The 19,356-nt window shown below is 66.2% G+C and carries 9 protein-coding genes; 2 read left to right on the forward strand and 7 right to left on the reverse strand.

From position 1 onward, the window contains the following. Positions 1–27: 27 nt before the first annotated feature. The 6 genes from H3H39_RS18600 to H3H39_RS18625 form a co-directional block, all read right to left on the reverse strand. Complete coding sequence (locus tag H3H39_RS18600) at positions 28–1,152, reverse strand: patatin-like phospholipase family protein (RefSeq protein ID WP_229218127.1); 1,125 nt, start codon at positions 1,150–1,152, stop codon at positions 28–30. 100 nt (positions 1,153–1,252) lie between these two features. Further along, positions 1,253–2,719: a catalase gene (locus H3H39_RS18605; protein ID WP_182155270.1), complete on the reverse strand. Its 1,467-nt coding sequence runs from the start codon at positions 2,717–2,719 to the stop codon at positions 1,253–1,255. Between the two features lie 141 nt (positions 2,720–2,860). Continuing rightward, complete coding sequence (locus H3H39_RS18610) at positions 2,861–9,058, reverse strand: Ig-like domain-containing protein (RefSeq protein ID WP_182155271.1); 6,198 nt, start codon at positions 9,056–9,058, stop codon at positions 2,861–2,863. Between the two features lie 142 nt (positions 9,059–9,200). Continuing rightward, positions 9,201–9,854 (reverse strand): phage tail protein, encoded by a 654-nt coding sequence (locus tag H3H39_RS18615; RefSeq protein WP_182155273.1) that lies wholly within the window; start codon positions 9,852–9,854, stop codon positions 9,201–9,203. 538 nt (positions 9,855–10,392) lie between these two features. After that, positions 10,393–12,963: a cyanophycin synthetase gene (gene cphA, locus H3H39_RS18620; RefSeq protein WP_182155275.1), complete on the reverse strand. Its 2,571-nt coding sequence runs from the start codon at positions 12,961–12,963 to the stop codon at positions 10,393–10,395. 127 nt (positions 12,964–13,090) lie between these two features. Then, the gene (locus tag H3H39_RS18625) at positions 13,091–15,256 is read right to left on the reverse strand and encodes a cyanophycin synthetase (RefSeq protein ID WP_182155277.1); all 2,166 of its coding nucleotides are present in this window, start codon (positions 15,254–15,256) and stop codon (positions 13,091–13,093) included. Positions 15,257–15,660: 404 nt separating this feature from the next. On the opposite strand from H3H39_RS18625, the gene H3H39_RS18630 reads away from it, so the two are divergent. Next, positions 15,661–17,931, forward strand: coding sequence for a cyanophycin metabolism-associated ABC transporter (locus tag H3H39_RS18630; RefSeq protein WP_182155279.1), 2,271 nt, complete (start codon positions 15,661–15,663; stop codon positions 17,929–17,931). 9 nt (positions 17,932–17,940) lie between these two features. Next, positions 17,941–18,411, forward strand: a complete 471-nt coding sequence (locus H3H39_RS18635; RefSeq protein ID WP_182155281.1) for a cyanophycin metabolism-associated DUF1854 family protein — start codon at positions 17,941–17,943, stop codon at positions 18,409–18,411. Between the two features lie 18 nt (positions 18,412–18,429). Here H3H39_RS18635 and H3H39_RS18640 read toward each other — a convergent pair whose 3' ends face one another. Further along, positions 18,430–19,311, reverse strand: coding sequence for a LysR family transcriptional regulator (locus H3H39_RS18640; protein WP_182155283.1), 882 nt, complete (start codon positions 19,309–19,311; stop codon positions 18,430–18,432). Positions 19,312–19,356 lie beyond the last annotated feature (45 nt).

The following is a 19,356-nucleotide window of genomic DNA, read 5'->3' on the forward strand; positions in this document are numbered from 1 at the left end:
TCGCGGTATGGGATCAGCGATGCGGGATCAAGCCGAGGGCGCCGGCGGCAGCTCGTGGATGGCCACGCCTTCGATCGGATCGACCTCGTGTTCCCACGGCTTGAGCGCGATGAAGCGCTGGGTGTCGTCGTAGCCGGCCTGCCAGCGCTGGCGTATGCCCTGCGCGCTGAAGTCGATATCCTTGGTATGGTCCTCGCCGCCCAGCCGTGGCGCCTTGAGCGCGACGATGTGCATGGTGGTACCGCAACCCCACGCTGCCAGCTCGCGCACCTCGGGCGAACCGGCCGCCTCGTCCGACAGGTGCAGCGTCAGTTGCCGGATCACGTGGCGCAGCCGGTGCAGCTTGCGCTGCTGCTCGACATTGCCGGCGCGGCTGGCGTACTGGATCTCCTTGTGCTTGTCGAGCACCTCCAGCACGCTTTGCGGTTCGCTGCCGTCCGGGTTCCATACCTGTACGGAAAAAATCACGGAACTGCGGCGCGGTTCGTCGTCCAGCACCGCTTCGATGGGGGTGTTGGAATAGATGCCGCCATCCCAATACGGTTCGCCGTCTACCCGCACGGCCGGAAACGCGGGCGGGATGGCGCCCGACGCCATCACGTGCGAAGCGTTCAACGTCTCCCTGCGGGTGTCGAAATAGCGCATGGCGCCGCTGCGGGCGTTGACGGCGCCCACCGTCAGGCGGGTGTGGCCGCCATTGAGGTAATCGAAATCGACCAACGTGTCGAGCGTGGTGCGCAGCGGCGCCGTGCGGTAGTAGGCCGCCTGCTCCACGCCCAGCTTCACTTCCGGTCCCCACCACGCTGCCAGGTTGGGTTCGAAGAAGGCCGGGATGCCCTGCCCCATCGTCACCAGGTTGGCCAGCGCACGCGGTATGGCCGAAAATCCCAGCGCACCCAGCGCGTTCTGCTCCATCTGGCCCCAGAACTGGCGCAGCCGGTCGAGCCGGTGGTGGGGCAGATTGCCGGCGATGATGGCGGCGTTGACGGCGCCGATCGACGTACCGATCACCCAGTCCGGCTCCACGCCCGCCTCGTGCATGGCCTGGTACACGCCCAGCTGGTAAGCACCCAGCGCACCGCCGCCCTGCAGCACCAGCACCACCTGGCCCGGCATGGACGGATGGGAATGACGGGTGGGCGTTCGGTTCATGCGACCTCCGCGCGGCTGACTGCGATCAGTGGGAAACCTGATTGTAGTGCAGTTCCGCGCGGAGGCGCTTGTCCATCGACAGGCGTACCACGCCAGCGCATTACGCCACTTCGACGCCGCGCGCCTTGAGCGCGGCCCGCACGCCGGCGCCATAGGCCGGATCGGCACGGTCGAACAAGGCCAGTTGGCGCAGCACGATCTCCGACGGCACCTGGCTCAAGGGACCGGCCAGGTTGTCGAACAGGTTCTGGCGCTCCTGGGCAGGCAGCAGGCGGAACAGGTTGCCGGCCTGGGTGAAGTCGTCCTCCTGCCCGCGTCCGTCGTAGCGGCCGGCGCCGCCGTGCAGCGCCAGCGCCGGTTCGCCATGCCCCAGGCCGGACGGATGGCTGCCTTCGGCCGCCACGGTGGCATAGTTGGGCGCGGCGCCGCCGTTCTGGATCGCCATGGCGCCGTCGCGCTGGTGGTTGTGGAACGGGCAGCGCGGCGCGTTCACGGGCAGGTGCTGGTGGTTGGTGCCCACCCGATACAGCTGCGCGTCATGGTAGGCGAACAAACGGCCTTGCAGCATCTTGTCCGGCGAGTAGCCCATGCCCGGCACCGCGTTGGCGGGCGAGAAAGCGGCCTGCTCCACTTCCGCATGGTAGTTGTCGGGATTGCGGTTCAGTTCCAGCACGCCCACCGGCAACAGCGGGAAGTCCTGGTGCGGCCAGACCTTGGTCAGGTCGAACGGATTCCAGCCGGTGCGCGCTTCCCACTCGACCAGTTGCTGTTCCGTGGCCACCTGCAGTTTCACTTCCCACTGCGGGAAGCGCCCTTCGGCGATGGCGCCGAACAGGTCGCGCTGGGCGTAATCGGGATCGGCCCCGGCCAGTCGCCCTGCCTCGCCCGCGCTCAGGTTGCGGATGCCCTGGCGCGTCTTGAAATACCATTTGACGTAGACCTTCTCGCCGGCCGCGTTGATCAGGCTATAGGTGTGGCTGCCAAAGCCGTCCATGTGGCGGTAGCCGTCCGGCGTGCCACGGTCCGAGAACAGCATCGTCACCTGGTGCAGGCTCTCGGGCGCCTTGCTCCAGAAATCGAACATCATGCTGGCCGATTTCAGGTTGGTCTGCGGATCGCGCTTCTGGGTGTGGACGAAGTCGGGGAACTTGATGGGGTCCTTGATGAAGAACATGGGGGTGTTGTTGCCCACCAGGTCCCAGTTGCCTTCCTCCGTGTAGAAGCGCACGGCGAAGCCGCGTGGATCGCGCTCGGTGTCGGCGCTGCCGCGCTCACCGCCCACGGTGGAAAAGCGCACGAAGGTGGCGGTCTGCTTGCCCACGCCGGCGAACAGCCTGGCCTTGGTGTAACGCGAGATATCGTGCGTGACGGTGAAAGTGCCGTAGGCGCCCGAGCCCTTGGCGTGCACCACGCGCTCGGGGATGCGCTCGCGGTTGAAGTGCTGCAGTTTTTCGATCAAATGAAAGTCCTGCAGCAGCAGCGGGCCGCGCGGGCCGGCGCTGGCCGAATTCTGGTTGTCGGCGGCGGGAATGCCGGAAGCGGTGGTGACGGGTGGTTGGTGGCGCATGGCTGGACTCCTGGTCTGTTTGAGCAATGAAGCCAGTCTAAGCGTCGTCATCCATAAACAAAAGCTATAAATTTATATGGAATCGATAGAAAATATAAATAACCATGCACGTGCCCCTGTTCCCACATCCCGCCGCCCCGCTCACACCACCCACAAGCCCTGGGTGCCGAACTGCGCGTTGACGACATCCTGCTGCGCCACCCAGGATCCCACCAGTTCGGCGCGCGTGTGGCTGCCCAGGAACGCGGTCCACTGCGCGCTGCCGCCGGCGGCGCTGTCGGCCAGCCCGCTGTTGGCGTACAAGGCGTGAACGAAGTCCGCATCGTCCATGCCGTCGTAGCGGGCCTTGAACTCGATGGTGCCGGCGAAGCCTTGCGCCAGCTGGGCCGCGCTCATGTGCTGGTCGGTCCACCAGTTGACGCCGGCCACGCGCCCGGCCCGGTCCAGCACGGCCTCATACAGCAAGCCCACCGTTCGCAGGTTAGCGGTGGCGGTCTGGGTGAAGTGCAGGTCCACCGTCCCGTCGCTGAAGGCGCCCTGCTCGATGCCGCTGATGCTGTCCACATCCGTGTTGGCCCGGTCGGCCACCTTGACCGTGCCGTCGGCCGCCAGCAGGAATTTGTAGCCAGCCAGCGCGCCGCCATAGACCACCGTGTCGGTGCCGTCGCCCCCTACCAGCACATCGCTGCCGGCGCCGCCATCGAGCCGATCGTCGCCGCTGGCCTTGATCCAGCCCTGCTCACGGGCTACCGTGCCGTTGCCGATCAGCAGGCCGGCGCTGCCGTTTTCCAGCGTCCGGTGCTCGGCGCTGAACGCGATGTCGCGGAGCAGTTGCGAGCGGCTCTCGGCTGGCGTACCGTCCGTGCCCGCCAGCCGCCCCGTCCAGTAAGCCAGGCCGGCCGCCGTCGGGGCGCGGCCCAGGGCTTGCTGGAACAGGGTGGTCACCAGCGCGCTATCGCTGAGCTGGCCGTGCCCGGCGGCCAGCCATTCCGTCGAGCTCATGAGGAACCGGGCTTCGCCGTCCAGCGTATTACCGCTGTCCAGCCAGGCGTTCAGCGCCCCCAGGTCCGGCGCGCGGCCCAGGGCCGCGTGGTACAGCAGCGCCAGTTCGGTCAGTTGTTCCCGCGCGCCGCCCAGGAAGGCCAGGCCGGCGCTGGCGCCATTCAAATCGGCCGGGGCCAGCGTTTCCGTCTGGCCCGGCGCGAACACGGCCAACTGGTGGCGGGCCGACACGGCGCCATCGCTGCCCAGGTAGAACTGCCACGCCCCCTGGTCGCTGCGCCCGCCCTGCAGCACGTCGTTGCCGGTGCCACCCTGCAGGGTATCGTTGCCGATGCCGCCGGCCACGATATCGTCGCCGCTGCCGCCATCCAGGGTATCGTTGCCGCCAGCGCTGCCCACGATGTCGTTGCCGCCGCCGCCGTACAACAGATCGTCGTCGGCGCCCAGCATGATGTTTTGCGCCGCGTCGTCGCCCACCACGAAGTTGCGGCCGTCGCCGCCGCGCAGCGTGGCCGCGCCCACCACGGCCGCGAAGTCCACGTTGTTCAGCTCGATGGTCGAGCCGCGCGACAGGTGGCTGGCGTCGATCACGATACCGATGGCCGTGCCGTTGGCCGGCTGGCCCGGCGCCGGGGTGGTGGAACTGCCGTTGATGTGGATGGTCTGCGGGCCGGCGCTGTCGGCCACGGTGGGCACCAGGGTCTGGGTCTGCAGCATGGTGCTGCCGGTCAGGTCGTGCAGGAAGCTGGTGCCCTGCCCTGTCATGTCCAGCTGCACGTTGGAACCGTCGGTTGTCTTTTGCTCGATGCGGCGGATCAGGTCCAGCAACGCCTGCTCATTGCTCAACAGCCCGGTGGGGCCGCTGGCCTCCAGCCCGGTGCCGACGGGCAGGCTGACCGTGAGCGTGGTGCCATGGCCGCCAGATGGCGTGACGCCGAGCGGAATGTCGGCCAGGCCGGGATTGGGGGTGGCGGGATCGTCCGGCCGGGTCGGCAGCACCACGGGCACCGTCACCTGGTGGTTGGCCAGACCGGTGGCCGGATCCGTGGTGGTGACGGTGCTCACCGGCACACCATCGACGGTGCCGGGCACGGACGGCTGTCCGGGCGTCTCCGGCGCCGTACTGACCGTGTAGGTGTTGGACGAGAAGCTGCCGCTGCCCGCGTTGCCGGCCCCATTGTGCACCCCCGCGCCATTGAGCGTGATCACGTTACCGGCCGCGTTCACGGCGCTGCCCGGGGTCAGCGTGGCGGTCCAGGTCACGCCGCCGTCGCTGGAGGAGACCTCGCTCAAGGTGCCGTGGCCCACCGTCAAGTCGCCGTTATTAAAGCCCGTCACCGCTTCCGAGAACGTGATGGTGACCACGCTGGTGGCCCCCACGCCCAGCGTGGTGGTGGCCACGGCGATGGTGGCCGTGGGGCGCACCGTGCTGACCGTGTAATTGCCCGAGTTGGCCATGTCGGCGCCGGCGTTACCGGCCAGGTCGGTCAGGCCCGACAGGTCCAGCAGCAGATCGTTGCTGGCGTCGGTCACGCCGGCCGTCGGCGTCAGGGTCGCGGTCCAGGTGATGCCGCCGTCGGCGGAATTGAGGCCGGTGAGCGCGCCATTGGGCGCCGCCAGGTCGGCCGTCGTGAAGTTGGTCACCGCTTCCGAGAAGGTGATCGTCACCAGCGACGTTTCACCAGCCAGCAGCGCGCTGTCGGACAGCTCCACCGTGGCAGTGGGCCGCACCGTGTCGACCGTGTAATTGGCCGAATCCGTGTGGCCCACGCCGGCCATCTCGCCCGCGTTGGCCACGCCAGTGTTGTCGAGCCGGATGATGTTGGTGGCGTCCGTGGTGGCCGCCGCCGGGGTGAACGTGGCGGTCCAGGTGACGCCGCCGTCGGAGGAACTGACGGCCGTCAGCGTGCCGTTGTCCACCGCCAGGTCGGCATTGGAGAAGCCCGTCACGGCCTCCGAGAAGGTGATGGTGACGGTGGCCGTGTCGCCGATCTTGAGCGCCGAATCGCTCAGCGCGATGGTGGCCGTGGGCACCATGGTGTTGATGGTGTAGTTGTTGGAATCCGTGGTGCCGCTGCCGGCGTTGCCGGCGATGTCGCGCACGCCCGTATTGGCCAGCGTGATGACATTGGTGGCATCGAGAACGCTCAGGTTCGGCGTCAGGGTGGTGGTCCAGGTGACGCCGCCGTCGGCAGAATTGAGGCCGCTCACGGTGCCGTTGGCCACTGTCAGGTCGGCCGTCGTGAAACCGGTCACCGCTTCCGAGAACGTGATCGTCACCAGCGAGGTGCCGCTGCCTTGCAGCGCATTGTTCGCCACCACGATGGTGGCCGTGGGCGCCGTGCTGTCTATCGTGTAATTGCCCGAACTGGTGGTGCCGCTGCCGGCGTTGCCGGCCGCGTCGGTCACGCTGGAATTGTCGAGCGTGATGACGTTGGTGGCTTCGTTCACGCTGGCCGTGGGCGTGTAGGTGCCGGTCCAGGTGACGCCGCCGTCGCTGGAGCTGAGCGTGCCCACCGTGCCGTGCCCCACCGTGAGCGCGGCGCTGTTCAGGCCCGTCACCGCTTCCGAGAAGGTGATGGTGACCAGCGAAGTCTCGCCCGTGGCCAGCGCATCGTCGGCCAGCGCGATGGTGGACCAGGGGCGGGCCGTGTCGATCCCGTAGTTGTTGGAATCGGTGCTGCCGCTGCCCGCGTTACCGGCCAGGTCGGTCACACCCGTATTCACCAGCGTGACGACATTGGTGGCGTCTGTCACGCTGGCCGTGGGCGTCAGGGTCGCCGTCCAGGTCACGCCATCGTCGGCGGAACTCAGGCCGCTCACGGTGCCGTTGGCCACAGTCAGGTCGGCCGTCGTGAAGTCGGTCACGGCTTCCGAGAAGGTGATCGTCAGCAGCGACGTTTCGCCGGCCTTGAGCGCGGTATCCGTCACAACCAGCGTGGCCGTGGGGCGCGCCGTGTCGATCGTGTAATTGCTGCTGCTGGTGCTGCCGCTGCCGGCGTTGCCGGCCACGTCGTTCACCCCGGTCTTGTCCACCGTGATGACGTTGGTGGCGTCCTCGATGCTGGCGGTGGGCGTGAAGGTGGCGGTCCAGGTGGTGCCGCCGTCGGACGAACTGAGGCCGCTCACGGCGCCGTTGGCGGCCGTGATATCGGCCGTGGTGAAGCCCGTCACGGCTTCCGAGAAGGTGAACGTGACGACCGACGTGTCGTTGATCTTGAGGGCCGCGTCGCTCATCCCGACCGTGACGGTGGGCGCCATGGTGTCGAGCACGTAGGCCTGGCTGGTCACCGTGCCGTCGTTGCCGGCCAGGTCCGTCACTTTGAATTTCAGGTTGCTGCTGCCGGCCAGCGTGACGCCGGTCCAGGTGACGTCCGTGCCGCTGACCATGGCGGTGATGTCGGTCCAGCTGCCGCCATTGTCGGTCGAGCCGTACAGCACGTCGGTGCCACCCAGGGTGGCGCTCAGCGTGGCGCTGACCGTCTGCGCGGCCGTCCGCGTGATCAGGTCCGAGGCGCTGCCACCCGTGTCGGCCGACAGCGCGATGCCGCTCACGGTCTGGGTGGGCGCCGTGTGGTCGAGCGTCACACTGAGAGCGGCGCTGTTGGTGCTGTGCAGGTTGCCCGTGGCCGAGGTGACCACGGCATACACGTCATAGCTGCCATCGATCACGCCGCTGGTGCTGAGGCCGGTGACGCTCCAGCTGCCATTGCTGACGGTGGCCGTGGCCGTGGGGTCGCCGTCCGAGAAGTCGCCGCTGCGGTCCGCGTCGAGGAACACGCGCACTGTGCTGCTGCTGTCGCCGGACGCGCTGGTGCCGGAAAAGGCGATGCTGCCGCCGGTGAGCACATTGTCCGTGTTGCTGGTTCCCGTGTCGCTGGCGCTGGCCAGGTCGGGCGTGCCGGGCGTGCCGGGATTGACGCTGACGGTGATGGTACGGGTGGCCGTGGCCGCGCCGTCCGACACCCGGACGACAAAGCTGTCCGTGCCCGCGTAGCCGGCCGTGGGGGTGTAGCTGATGGTACCGCCGCTGGTAATGGAAGTACTGCCGCTGGCGGCCGTGGCGCTGGCAAAGGCCAGCGTGCCATGGCTGGGAGCGCTGTTCTGGCTCCAGGTCAGGGTCTGGCTGCTATCCGTGTCACTCACCTGCAGCAGGCCCGTGATGCCGGTGGCGCTGGCGTTCTCTGTCACCGACAGCGTGGTGGTGGCGCCGACGAACGTGGGCGAGACGTTGGGTGAGGTGATATTCGCCAGCTCGATGTCGTCCAGCGCGATGTAGATCGGATCGGAGCCATTCTGGGCCGTTAATTTGAACCAGCTCACACCGGTCAGGTAGCTGGCCGAGAAGGTCTTGTAGGCCGCAGCGCCCGGGCCGCTGATGAACGAGAAGTCCGTGCCCTCGGTGTCCTTGTTGCTGCTCAGGTGCCAGGTGGTGGAGCCGCCTTCCGAGACCAGATCCATGATGTCGAAAGAGGCCAGGTCGAACGTCTTGCCGGCATCCAGCGTGAAGGTCAGGCCAGTGGTCCAGTCAATCAGGTTCATGCCGAAAACATGGCCACTGAAGTTCGTGACCGGGGTGACCAGCCCCAGATCAAGCGCGGTGGCGACCCAGCCTTGGCCCGTGTCCGGCTCGGTGGGCACGTCGAACGTCAGGGTCAGCGTGTCGCTGCCAACCAGCTGGCTGGTGACCCGATTACCCGGACCATAAATGTTGGTCGCGCCCGTCACGCCCGACTCGAAACCGAAGAAGGAAGATGGGACGCTCAGCACGCCCGCATAATGGGCCAGCGCACCGTCGCTCCCCAGCGGCGCCGTAACGACTGGTCCGAGCCGAACTTCCAGCGACCAGTTGCCGCCCAGGCTGGCGGCGCCCGTCAAGCTGTCCGATGCCGCCACCGCTGCGCCAGTGGTCCGCGCCAGCGCGTCGAGCAGCGCCGCGCCACGGGTTCCGGCGCCGGCCCGGCAGCCATACACCAGCAAGTCGGCGCCGGGATGGAGCGCCTGTCCGATACGCGCCAGCTCGTCCGCCCGCACCGCCGCCTGCGCGGCATCCAGCGTCAGCGTGCCCAGCGCCAGCGCCCCCGGCGCCGCATGGGTGAGCAGGTGCACAGCGTCGATGCCGCGCCGACCCGCCAGCGCTCGCACCATTTGCGTCAGGCCATCTCCCGCCGGATCGAGCAGGCGCACTTCCAGCCCTGGCGCCAGCCCCGCCATCAGCGTGGGAAGATCATCAAGCGCGCTATCGATGAACACCAGCTCCTGGCGGGGCGACGGAGCACAGGCCGCGCGAGCAAGGTGGCTGGACGACGGAACGGTGAATTCTGGCGAGCGATACATGGCTTCATCCTGTTCAGGTAAGCCGGATAGCGCTGGCGCGCCGCGCGCGCCGCCCCGCTCCCGCGGGCACACGGCGCCGATCCGGCGAAAGTGCGGCGCAGGCAAGCCCGCACCGCGATTCGCATGACGTAACGTTGGCCGCTTAAGGGCGGGTCGGATAGATCCCGTTGGTGGCGATGATGTAATTGAGCGACAACGAAGGCTGCACGGTGCTCACGGTGACCGGCACGTTAACCGAGACGGCCAGTGCCGCCCCGCCGCCCGTGTTGGCATTGCTCACCGTGCCGCCACCGGCCGGGACATTGACGGAGAATGGCTTGAGCGTGGTGTTGGCCGCGTTGGAACTGTAGATCTTGGTGGCCGCCGTGCCGGTCAAGGCTTTCCCCATCACCAGCCCGGTGCCGGGCACGTTGTCCGTTTCACCCGCACTGTCGGCCGGAATGGCGATGCTGACCGACGAGCTGCCGCCGCCGGGGGTGAAGGTGGCCGTGTGGGAGTGGCTGGGCAGATTGTTCACCCCGATGGTGACGCTGCCGCTGCCGACGGCGTTCACGGTCGCGGTGGCGGCGCCCGTCTTCTGGCCCACCGCGTTCATGGCGGTGGTCCCCACCGGCACCTTGGCGCGTAGATCCGGCAGCGCGAAAGTACTGCTGCCATTGCCACCGTAGGTGTTGCCGATCAGGGAAAACAGCGCCTGGTAGTCGGAGACGTTGACCACCGTGCCATCGCACAGCGCCCAGCCTTCCGGCACCCACAGGCCCGGCCACAGGATGATCTGCCCAATAAATGGATCCATTGCTTGCTCCTCATTCGTTCGATTGCCTCAGGGAAAACCCGGTATATAGCGCGCAAACAAACCGCAACCAGCATTAACAGCAGGATGAAATCATATAACTTTCCGCCCGCCGAAACATAATGCCATAGACAATTAAATTAATGTGCGAGACATATAAAATATATGTATGTCTTTTGATTCGATTAATTTAACGAGTGATAATCAGAGAGATTTATTTTGCAAGGAACAGATAATATATCGCATGCCATTTATGGCGTACCAGCAAGGGCTATCGCCCGGCAGCACAACGGACAACATGGAAAACGACAGCCCGCCCGGCCGCCACCGGCGCGATCGGCCGGAGTCGCTTTAATAATAAATGAGACAGAAAAAATCACAGCCATGGTTGAATATAAACGGAGCGGCAAGTTAATATCAACTCGCCAGTTTATATAATTGAAGCATGCAAGCTACGCGGGCAGGAAAAACCAACGGCCGCTGTGGCGCCGGAAATTCCGGTGCCACAGCGGCCGTCGCGATCAGGCTGGATCGGCGCCGGTCAGGCTTCCGCGATGCGCTTGGCGATATGGGCCAGCGCCTCCTCCACCTGGTCGACCAGGATCAGGCACAGGTCGCCCTCCTGCAGGCGCGCCAGCGCCGTGTCGATGGCGAGGAATTCGCCCGTGATCTCGGCGATGTGGCTGGTGCGCGGCGCGCCGTTCAAGCCGGCGCGCAGCAGCGCCACCACTTCACCATCGACCCGGCCGCGCTGGCACTGGTCCTGGTACAGCACCACGTCGTCGAAGGCGCGGCCCAGGATTTCCGTCTGCTGCGAGATATCCTGGTCGCGGCGGTCGCCGGCGCCCGAGATCACCACCGAGCGGCGCTTGGCCGGCATGGTTTCCACCGCCTGCACCAGGGCCAGGATGGCGTCTGGATTGTGGCCGTAGTCGGCGATCAGGGTGGCGCCCTTGTAATCGAACACATTGAAGCGGCCGGGCGCGTTGTCGCTGTCGTTGGCGAAAGTCTTCAAGCCCAGGCGGATGGCGTCCCAGCTGATGCCCACGCCCCACGCGGCGGCCACGGCCGCCATCACGTTCTCGACCTGGAAGCCGATGGTGCCGTTGCGGGTGATGGGTACCTGGGTCAGGTCGACCTGGTGCATCTGCTTGCCCTCGACAGCCACCAGGTGGCCGTTCTCGACGTAGATGGTGCGGCGGCCCTGTGCCACGTGGGTGGCGATCACGGGATGGCCACGCTCGGCGCCAAAGAAGATCACCTTGCCGCGGCAATTGGCGGCCATGCCGGCCACGATGGGGTCCATCGCGTTGAGCACGGCGAAGCCCGCTTCGGCCACGTTCTGCACGATCACGCGTTTCAGCACGGCCAGGTCTTCCACCGTGGTGATGTAGTTCAGGCCGAGGTGGTCGCCGGTGCCGATGTTGGTTACCACGGCCACCTGGCAGCGGTCGAAGGCCAGGCCTTCGCGCAGCACGCCGCCACGGGCCGTCTCGAACACGGCCGCGTCCACGTCCGGATGCAGCAGCACGTTGCGCGCGCTGCGCGGGCCGCTGCAGTCGCCGCTGTCGGTGCGGCGGCCTTCGATGTAGACGCCGTCCGTGTTGGTCATGCCGGTGCGCAGGCCGGAGGCCGTGAGCAGGTGGGCGATCAACCGCACGGTGGTGGTCTTGCCGTTGGTGCCGGTGACGGCGACCACGGGAATACGGCCGTCCTCACCTTCCGGGAACATGCTGTTGACGATGGCTTCGCCCACGGCGCGGCCCTTGCCGTAGGACGGCGACAGGTGCATGCGCAGGCCGGGCGCGGCGTTCACTTCCACCACGCCGCCGCGCTGGTCTTCGATCGGTTGCAGCACGCCGTCGCACACCACGTCCACGCCGCAGATATCGAGGCCGATCATCTGCGCCGCTTCCACCGCGCGCGCCGCCACTTCCGGGTGCACGTCGTCGGTGACGTCGGTGGCGGTGCCGCCGGTCGACAGGTTGGCGTTGTTGCGCAGGATGACGCGCTGGCCCTTGGACGGAATCGAGTCCGCCTCCAGGTCCTGCAGCGCCAGCCGGGCCAGGGCGATGTCGTCGAACTTGATCTTGGTGAGGGAGGTCGAATGGCCGCTGCCGCGGCGCGGATCGGCGTTCACCTGCTGCACCAGCTCGCGCACGGTGTGCACGCCATCACCCACCACCTGAGGTGGATCGCGGCGGGCGGCGGCCACCAGCTTGTCGCCGATGACGAGCAGGCGGAAGTCGTTACCGGGCAGGAAGCGCTCGACCATGATGTCGTCGCGGAATTCGCGCGCCGTGTGGTAAGCCTTGGTCAGCTGTTCGCGGGTCATGACGTTGACCGTCACGCCCTTGCCCTGGTTGCCGTCCTTGGGCTTGACCACCACCGGCAGGCCGATTTCCTGGGCCGCGGCCCAGGCGTCGTCGGCGTCTTCCACCGAGCGGCCGATGGGCACCGGCACGCCGGCCGCGTGCAGCAGCTTCTTGGTCAGTTCCTTGTCCTGCGCGATGGATTCAGCGATGGCGCTGGTGGAATCCATTTCGGCGGCCTGGATGCGGCGCTGGCGGCTGCCCCAGCCAAACATGACCATGCTGCCTTCCGTCAGGCGGCGAAACGGGATGTTGCGGGCCACGGCGGCCGACACGATGGCGCCCGTGCTGGGGCCCAGGCGCACGTCCTCGTCCAGGTCGCGCAGCTCGGCCAGCGCGCCCGTCAGGTCGAACGGGGTATCGGCCACGGCGGCATTGATCAGGTTCACGGCCAGTTCCAGCGCCAGCCGGCCCACCGCCTCCTCCGTGTACTCGACCACGGTCTGGTAGATGCCTTTTTCCAGCGTGGGCGTGGTGCGGCTGAAGGTGACCGGGCAACCGGCTTGCGCCTGCAGGCTCAGGGCCGCCAGTTCCAGCACATGGGCCATGGGCACAGCTTCCGTATGGCCGGTGGGCTGCAGCGCGCTGAGAGCCGGGAAGCGGGTCCGCAAGCGGGCTTCGAAACCGGACAGCAGTTCAATATTCTGCTCTTCGGTGGTGCACGACACGATGGCCTCGACAGCCGTGTGGTGACTCCAAAGATTCGGTCCGCGCAGCGCGCGGGTGCGTATGACTTCCATAAATCTGCTTATCCTGTCGTATTGTACGTCGTGGCGGCTATCGGTTGACGCCATCGCTGGTGCCGGCAGGTGGCGCCTGGGCGCCGCTTGCCGCTTGCATAGTGTTCTTGTTCCTGTCGCGTGCCTGTCAGTGCTGCTGCTTCTGCGCGTGGGCGTCGTAGGTGCGCAGGCCGGCGCCGATCAGGTCCGGCGTCAGGTCCAGCGCCCAGGCGGCGGCGATGGCGGCCAGCACGGCTTCGGGCGGCACCAGCGGCGACAGCGGCAAGGTCGCCGTTTCGTCCATGCCGGTGGCCAGCACGATGCGGTCGGCGCGCTGGAACACGGCGCGCTTGCCCTGGGCCCGGTGCGCGGCCAGTGCCGCCAGTTGTTCGTCCACGCCGTAGAAAATCACTTCGCCGTCGCACAGGTCGGCCATCTCCACCACTTGCGCGTCGGCCGCGTTCAGCACGGCCGCGCCATCGGGCAGGATCACGTCGACCTGGGTGCGCAGCACGCCGAACAGGCGCTCCGGGCTGTCGATGTAGAACTCGCCCAGTTGTTCCTCGCTGGTCGCGCTCATCACCACGCCCACGGCGCACTTGTCGTAGGCCAGGCCTTCCGTCAGGATCATGCGCGCGCTGCTTTCAAACACGGCCGCGTCCACATTCTTGTTGAGCAGCAGGCGTTCGCCCGTTTCCCAGTCGCTGAAGCCATCCTTGGGCAGCAAACGGCCGTTGACGAACAAGCCGTCCTGGCAGGTCAGGCCCACTTTCTGGCCGCCGATCTGCAGCAGCCACGCGATCAGGCGCGCGGCCATGGTGCTGCCGTGGCCACCAGCGATGCCAACGATGGGCATGCGGCCCGTTTCGGTGACGCTGAACAGGTGGTCGACGATGGCCGCGCCCACATTGCGCGGCTTGCCGCTGGCCGGCTTCAAATGGGCCAGCAGGCCGGGGCTGGCGTTCACTTCGATCACGGCGCCGCCCTGCTCTTCCAGCGGACGGCCGATGTCGGCCGCCACCAGGTCGATGCCGGCGATGTCCAGGCCCACCACGCGGGCGGCCAGGGTGGCCATGGCCGCGACGGATGGATGCACCTGGTCGGTCACATCGAAGGCGACGTTGCCATTGGTCTGGATCAGCACCTGCTGGCCGGCGGCCGGCACCGACAGGGCCGTCATGCCCTGGCGTTCCAGTTCCAGGATCACTTCGGCGCCGACGTCGGCGCAGATCACGTTGAGCGGCGATTCCTCCGTCGTGCCGCGGCGCGGGTCGGTGTTGATCTGGCTGTCCACCAGCGCGTTGATGTTGGAGGTGCCGTCACCGGTCACCCACAGCGCTTCGCCGGCGGCGGCCGCGATCAGGCGCTTGCCCACCACCAGCAGGCGGTGTTCGTTACCGGCGATGAAGCGCTCCACGATCACGCTCTTGCTGCCGCCCTTGCGCGCGGCCAGGTGGTAGGCTTTCTCCACGTCGGGCTGGGTCATCAGGTTGAGCGACACGCCGCGGCCATGGTTGCCGTCATACGGCTTGACGACCACGGGCAGGCCGATATCCTTGGCCGCTTCCCACGCCGCTTCGGCGCTGGTGACCAGCTCACCTTCGGGCACGGGCACGCCGCACGAGGCCAGCAGGGTCTTGGTCAAATCCTTGTCGCTGGCGATGCCTTCGGCGATGGCGCTGGTCTGTTCCGTCTCGGCGGTCCAGATGCGGCGCTGGCGGGCGCCATGGCCCAGTTGCACCAGGTTGCCGTCGGTCAGGCGGATAAACGGGATCTTGCGTTCGGTGGCCGCGTCGACGATGTTGCCCGTGCTGGGGCCCAGGCACAGCGAATCGACCATGTCAGTCAGCGTGGCCACGGTGGCGGCCAGGTCGTAGGGACGGTCTTCGATGCAGGCCATCAGCAGATCGCGGCCGGCGGCCAGCGCGGCGCGGCCCACCTGCTCCTGGCGGGTGCGGAAAGCCATCTTGTAGATGCCGCTGCCTTCGGCCACTTGCCGGGTCTTGCCGAAACCGGTTTTCATGCCAGCCAGGTTTTGCAGCTCCAGCACCACGTGTTCGAGGATGTGGCCGGCATACGTGCCTTCGCGCAGGCGCTCCAGGAAGCCGCCCCGCTCGCCCACGCCGCAGCGGTGTTCGAGCAGGTTGGGCAGCAAGGCCGTCAGGCGTTCATACAAACCAGGAAGTGCATTCGAGGGAGAATCTTCCAGCGCGCCGATATCCAGCCACGCCTCGATCACTGGGCGGTAGGTCCAGATATTTGGTCCGCGCAAATGCGTTACACGGAGAACTTCAATGTCTTTCTTCTTGGTCATGTTTCAATTCTTGTATCTTTGTTATCAGCCGTGGCCAGCCCGCGCCGTATTGTAATCCCTACGCCGTTACGCACTGCAAATTCCAGTCCTGGACTGCCACCGCCGGGTCAAGCTTGCTGCCAGAAAAATCTGTGCCGGCCAGGCATCGAATTTTCTTGGGGGCACTTTCGCTCGTCTGCTGCCTGCGCTCTTGCGGTATACTCGCCGCTCACGCATGCCGCCCATTCGCCTTGATTTCCGTCAAATGGTCACCCACTGACAGAATACCGTAAATAACTGCTTCCAACAGCCGCATCCAGGCCCGCCGAGCGCGTTTATTTCCGGGCAGGCCGCGCGGTCCGCCATTTTCCCTTTAGTTCACAGTTTTGCCATTTGGCAATGACCGACCCGGAGTACGTCACATAATGACAAGCACACAACTTTCCTCGCCGACCAGCCAGCCCGACGTGCCAGAAGCGTGGCGCTCCGAGGTACAGGCGCAACTATCTTCAGGAGAGAACGTTGCAAGTGCCCTGGAGGTTGACTTGGATCATCAACTACATTTCTCCAAGGGATTGGTGCTGGTCACACCGCAACGTATTTTGAGCCGCGCGCCGGGCGCCAAAGACTGGCAACAATGGCCCTACCGCCCCGGCATGACCCTGCGCCACCACGACCACGCGGGCGTGGGCCATTTGGAACTGGTGGACGAAACGGGCCGGCTGGGCGCCTGGCGCTTCACGCTGGGCCAGAACCTGCACGCGATCCGGCTGGTGGAACAATTCGAAGTATTGCTGCAAAGTAAAATCACGGGCCAGCCCGTGGTGCGCGACGAGCAGCACGTCTGCCCCAGCTGCAAGGCGCCGCTGGAGCCGGACCAGGAGGAATGCCCGATCTGCACCAAGGTGGTATACACGCCACCCTCGACCTGGACCCTGTTCCGCCTGTGGCGCTTCACCAAGCCTTACCAGGGCCAGCTGGGCCTGGGCTTTTTGCTCATGCTGCTGAGCACCAGCGCGCACATGATCCCGCCCTACTTGACCATGCCGCTGATGGATAACGTGCTGATTCCTTATCAGAACGGCAAGCCGGTCGACCCCATGCTGGTGGCCATGTATATGAGCGGGCTGGTAGGCGCGGCCGTGCTGGCATGGGCGCTGGGCTGGGGCAAGACTTATGTGCTGGCCCTGGTGTCCGAGCGCATCGGCGCCGACCTGCGCACGGCCACGTATGAACACTTGCTCAAGCTGTCGCTGGAATACTTCGGCGGCAAGCGCACCGGCGACCTGATGTCGCGCATCGGCAGCGAGAGCGACCGCATTTGCGTGTTCCTGTCGCTGCACCTGCTGGACTTCGCTTCCGACGTGCTGATGATCATCATGACGGGCGTGATCCTGTGCTCGATCGACCCCTGGCTGGCCGCCGTCACGCTGCTGCCGCTGCCCTTCATCGCCTGGTTGATCCACGTGGTGCGCGACAAACTGCGCACCGGCTTCGAGAAAATCGACCGCGTATGGGGCGAAGTGACCAACGTGCTGGCCGACACCATCCCCGGCATCCGCGTGGTGAAAGCGTTCGCCCAGGAAGCGCGCGAAGCGTCCCGCTTCCGCACCGCCAACAAGCATAACCTGGCCGTCAACGATAAACTGAACAAGATCTGGTCGCTGTTCTCGCCCACCGTGTCGTTCCTGACGGAGCTGGGCTTGCTGGTGATCTGGGTGTTCGGCATCTGGCAGGTGGCCCATGGCCACATCACGGTCGGCGTGCTGTCGGCCTTCATCGCCTACAGCAGCCGCTTCTACGGCCGGCTCGATTCCATGAGCCGGATCGTGTCCGTGACCCAGAAATCCGCCTCGGCCGCCAAGCGCATCTTCGACATCCTGGACCACGTATCGTCCGTCCCAGAACCCACCAACCCGGTCAAGCTGGCCAAGGTGGAAGGCAATATCACGCTGCGCGAAGTGGGCTTCCGCTACGGTAACCGCGCCGTCAACCGCGGCATCAGCCTCGATATCAAGGCCGGCGAGATGATCGGCCTGGTGGGCCATTCCGGTTCCGGCAAGAGCACGCTGGTCAACCTGATCTGCCGCTTCTACGACGTGTCCGAAGGCGCCATCATGCTCGATGGCGTGGATATCCGCGCCTTCCCCGTGTCCGACTACCGCCGCAACATCGGCCTGGTGCTGCAGGAGCCATTCCTGTTCTTCGGCACCATCGCCGAGAACATCGCCTACGGCAAGCCGGAAGCGACGCGCGAGCAGATCATCGCCGCCGCCCGCGCCGCGCACGCGCACGAATTCATCCTGCGCCTGCCGCAAGGCTACGACTCGATGGTGGGCGAACGGGGCCAGGGCCTGTCGGGCGGCGAGCGCCAGCGCATCTCCATCGCGCGCGCGCTGCTGATCGATCCGAAGATCCTGATCCTGGACGAAGCCACTTCCTCGGTCGACTCGGAAACGGAAAAGGAAATCCAGAAGGCGCTCGACAACCTGGTGCACGGCCGCACCACGATCGCCATCGCCCACCGTCTGTCCACGCTGCAGAAGGCCGACCGGCTGGTGGTGCTGGACCGCGGCGTGGTGGTGGAGGAAGGCGCGCACGACGACCTGATGGCGCGCGAAGGCGCTTATCACCGCCTGTACACGGCCCAGGCCCGCAACGTGGACGTCGATCCCGACGACAGCAGCTCCGATTAAGAACAGATCATGACCACTACCCGCTTTGAATTAGTCCGCAATACCTTTGGCCGTTTGGTGCTCACCACCGAGGATGGCCAGGTGTTCGAAAACGTGGCGCCGGCGCGCGCCTTCCCCGTGCAGGCGCCGCAGGAGGGCATCGCCCTGGTGTGCACCGATGGCAAGGAGGTGGGCTGGATCGACAAGCTCGACGACCTGCCGCCGGCCATCGCCGCGCTGGTGCGCGAGGAACTGGGAGGACGCGAGTTCATGCCCGAGATTTCGCGCATCCTCAGCGTGACCAGCTATGCCACGCCGTGCACGTGGAAAGTCCACACGGATCGCGGCGACACGGAATTCGTGCTGCGCGGCGAGGAAGACATACGCCGCATCGGTCCTGATACCCTTTTGGTATCAGACATCCACGGCATCCACTTCCTGATCCGCGACGCGCACGAGCTCGACAAGCACAGCAAGAAGATCCTGGACCGCTTCCTGTAAGCGCCACGCCATCGCCAGCTACTTGCCAAAGCGCTCCATCACAAATTCGATGAAGCTGGTCCGCTTGGGCGTAGCCTGGCGGTCGCGCGGGTAGACCAGGTGCATGGGGCGCGCGGGCGGCACGTGTTCTTGCAGCAGCCGCACCAGCTGGCCGCTGCGTAACTCCTCCTGCAGCACGATCTCGGCCTGCATTACGATGCCCAGCCCGGCCAGCGCGGCGCGCTTCAGCGCTTGCCCGTTGTTGGAGCGGAAGCGGCTTGGCGGCGGCGTGCATTGCTGATCGTCCCCGTCCAGACGCCAACGCAGCAGCCGCTTCCAGTGCAGGAAATCGAGGCACTGATGCTGCGCCAGATCAGCCGCCGTGCGCGGCCAGCCATGCCGTTCCAGATACGATGGCGCGGCGCAGATCACCATCCCGTAGGCCCGCAGCGGCCGCGCCACCAACGCCGAATCGTCGAGCGCGCCGATACGAATGGCCGCGTCGAAGCCCTCGTCGACGATGTTCACCACGCGCGGTCCCAAGTCCAGATCAACCGACACTTCGGGGTGCTGCGCCAGGTAGTCGGCCAGCGCCGGCGCCAGGCATTCGCTGCCAAAGGCCACCGGCGCGCTCACCTTGAGCGTGCCGCGCGCCCCGCTGCGCATGGCTTCGGCGCCCGTATCGGCCTGCCGCACCAGGGCCAGGATCTGCAGGCATTGCTGGTGGTAGCGGGCGCCGATCTCGGTCAGCGCCTGGCGGCGCGTGGTGCGCGTGAGCAGGCACGCGCCCAGCTGCTGCTCCAGGCTGGCGATGTGCTTGCCCACCATGACGGTGGACATCTCGAACTGGCGCGCGGCCGCCGTGAAACTGCCCGCCCCTACCACGCCCGCGAATACCTCCATGCTGCGCAATTTGTCCATGCGGATTACGAATCGATGGTTAATAGTATTGAAAATTATAGATTA

Origin of the sequence: Rugamonas apoptosis, from assembly GCF_014042355.1 — a bacterium.
GTDB classification, from domain to species: Bacteria; Pseudomonadota; Gammaproteobacteria; order Burkholderiales; family Burkholderiaceae_D; genus Rugamonas; species Rugamonas apoptosis.

Bases quoted from the DNA above. Each gene is read 5' to 3' on its own strand.
- H3H39_RS18600 (WP_229218127.1), bottom strand. From the start codon at position 1,152: ATGAACCGAACGCCCACCCGTCATTCCCATCCGTCCATGCCGGGCCAG.
- H3H39_RS18605 (WP_182155270.1), bottom strand. From the start codon at position 2,719: ATGCGCCACCAACCACCCGTCACCACCGCTTCCGGCATTCCCGCCGCC.
- H3H39_RS18610 (WP_182155271.1), bottom strand. From the start codon at position 9,058: ATGTATCGCTCGCCAGAATTCACCGTTCCGTCGTCCAGCCACCTTGCT.
- H3H39_RS18615 (WP_182155273.1), bottom strand. From the start codon at position 9,854: ATGGATCCATTTATTGGGCAGATCATCCTGTGGCCGGGCCTGTGGGTG.
- cphA (WP_182155275.1), bottom strand. From the start codon at position 12,963: ATGGAAGTCATACGCACCCGCGCGCTGCGCGGACCGAATCTTTGGAGT.
- H3H39_RS18625 (WP_182155277.1), bottom strand. From the start codon at position 15,256: ATGACCAAGAAGAAAGACATTGAAGTTCTCCGTGTAACGCATTTGCGC.
- H3H39_RS18630 (WP_182155279.1), top strand. From the start codon at position 15,661: ATGACAAGCACACAACTTTCCTCGCCGACCAGCCAGCCCGACGTGCCA.
- H3H39_RS18635 (WP_182155281.1), top strand. From the start codon at position 17,941: ATGACCACTACCCGCTTTGAATTAGTCCGCAATACCTTTGGCCGTTTG.
- H3H39_RS18640 (WP_182155283.1), bottom strand. From the start codon at position 19,311: ATGGACAAATTGCGCAGCATGGAGGTATTCGCGGGCGTGGTAGGGGCG.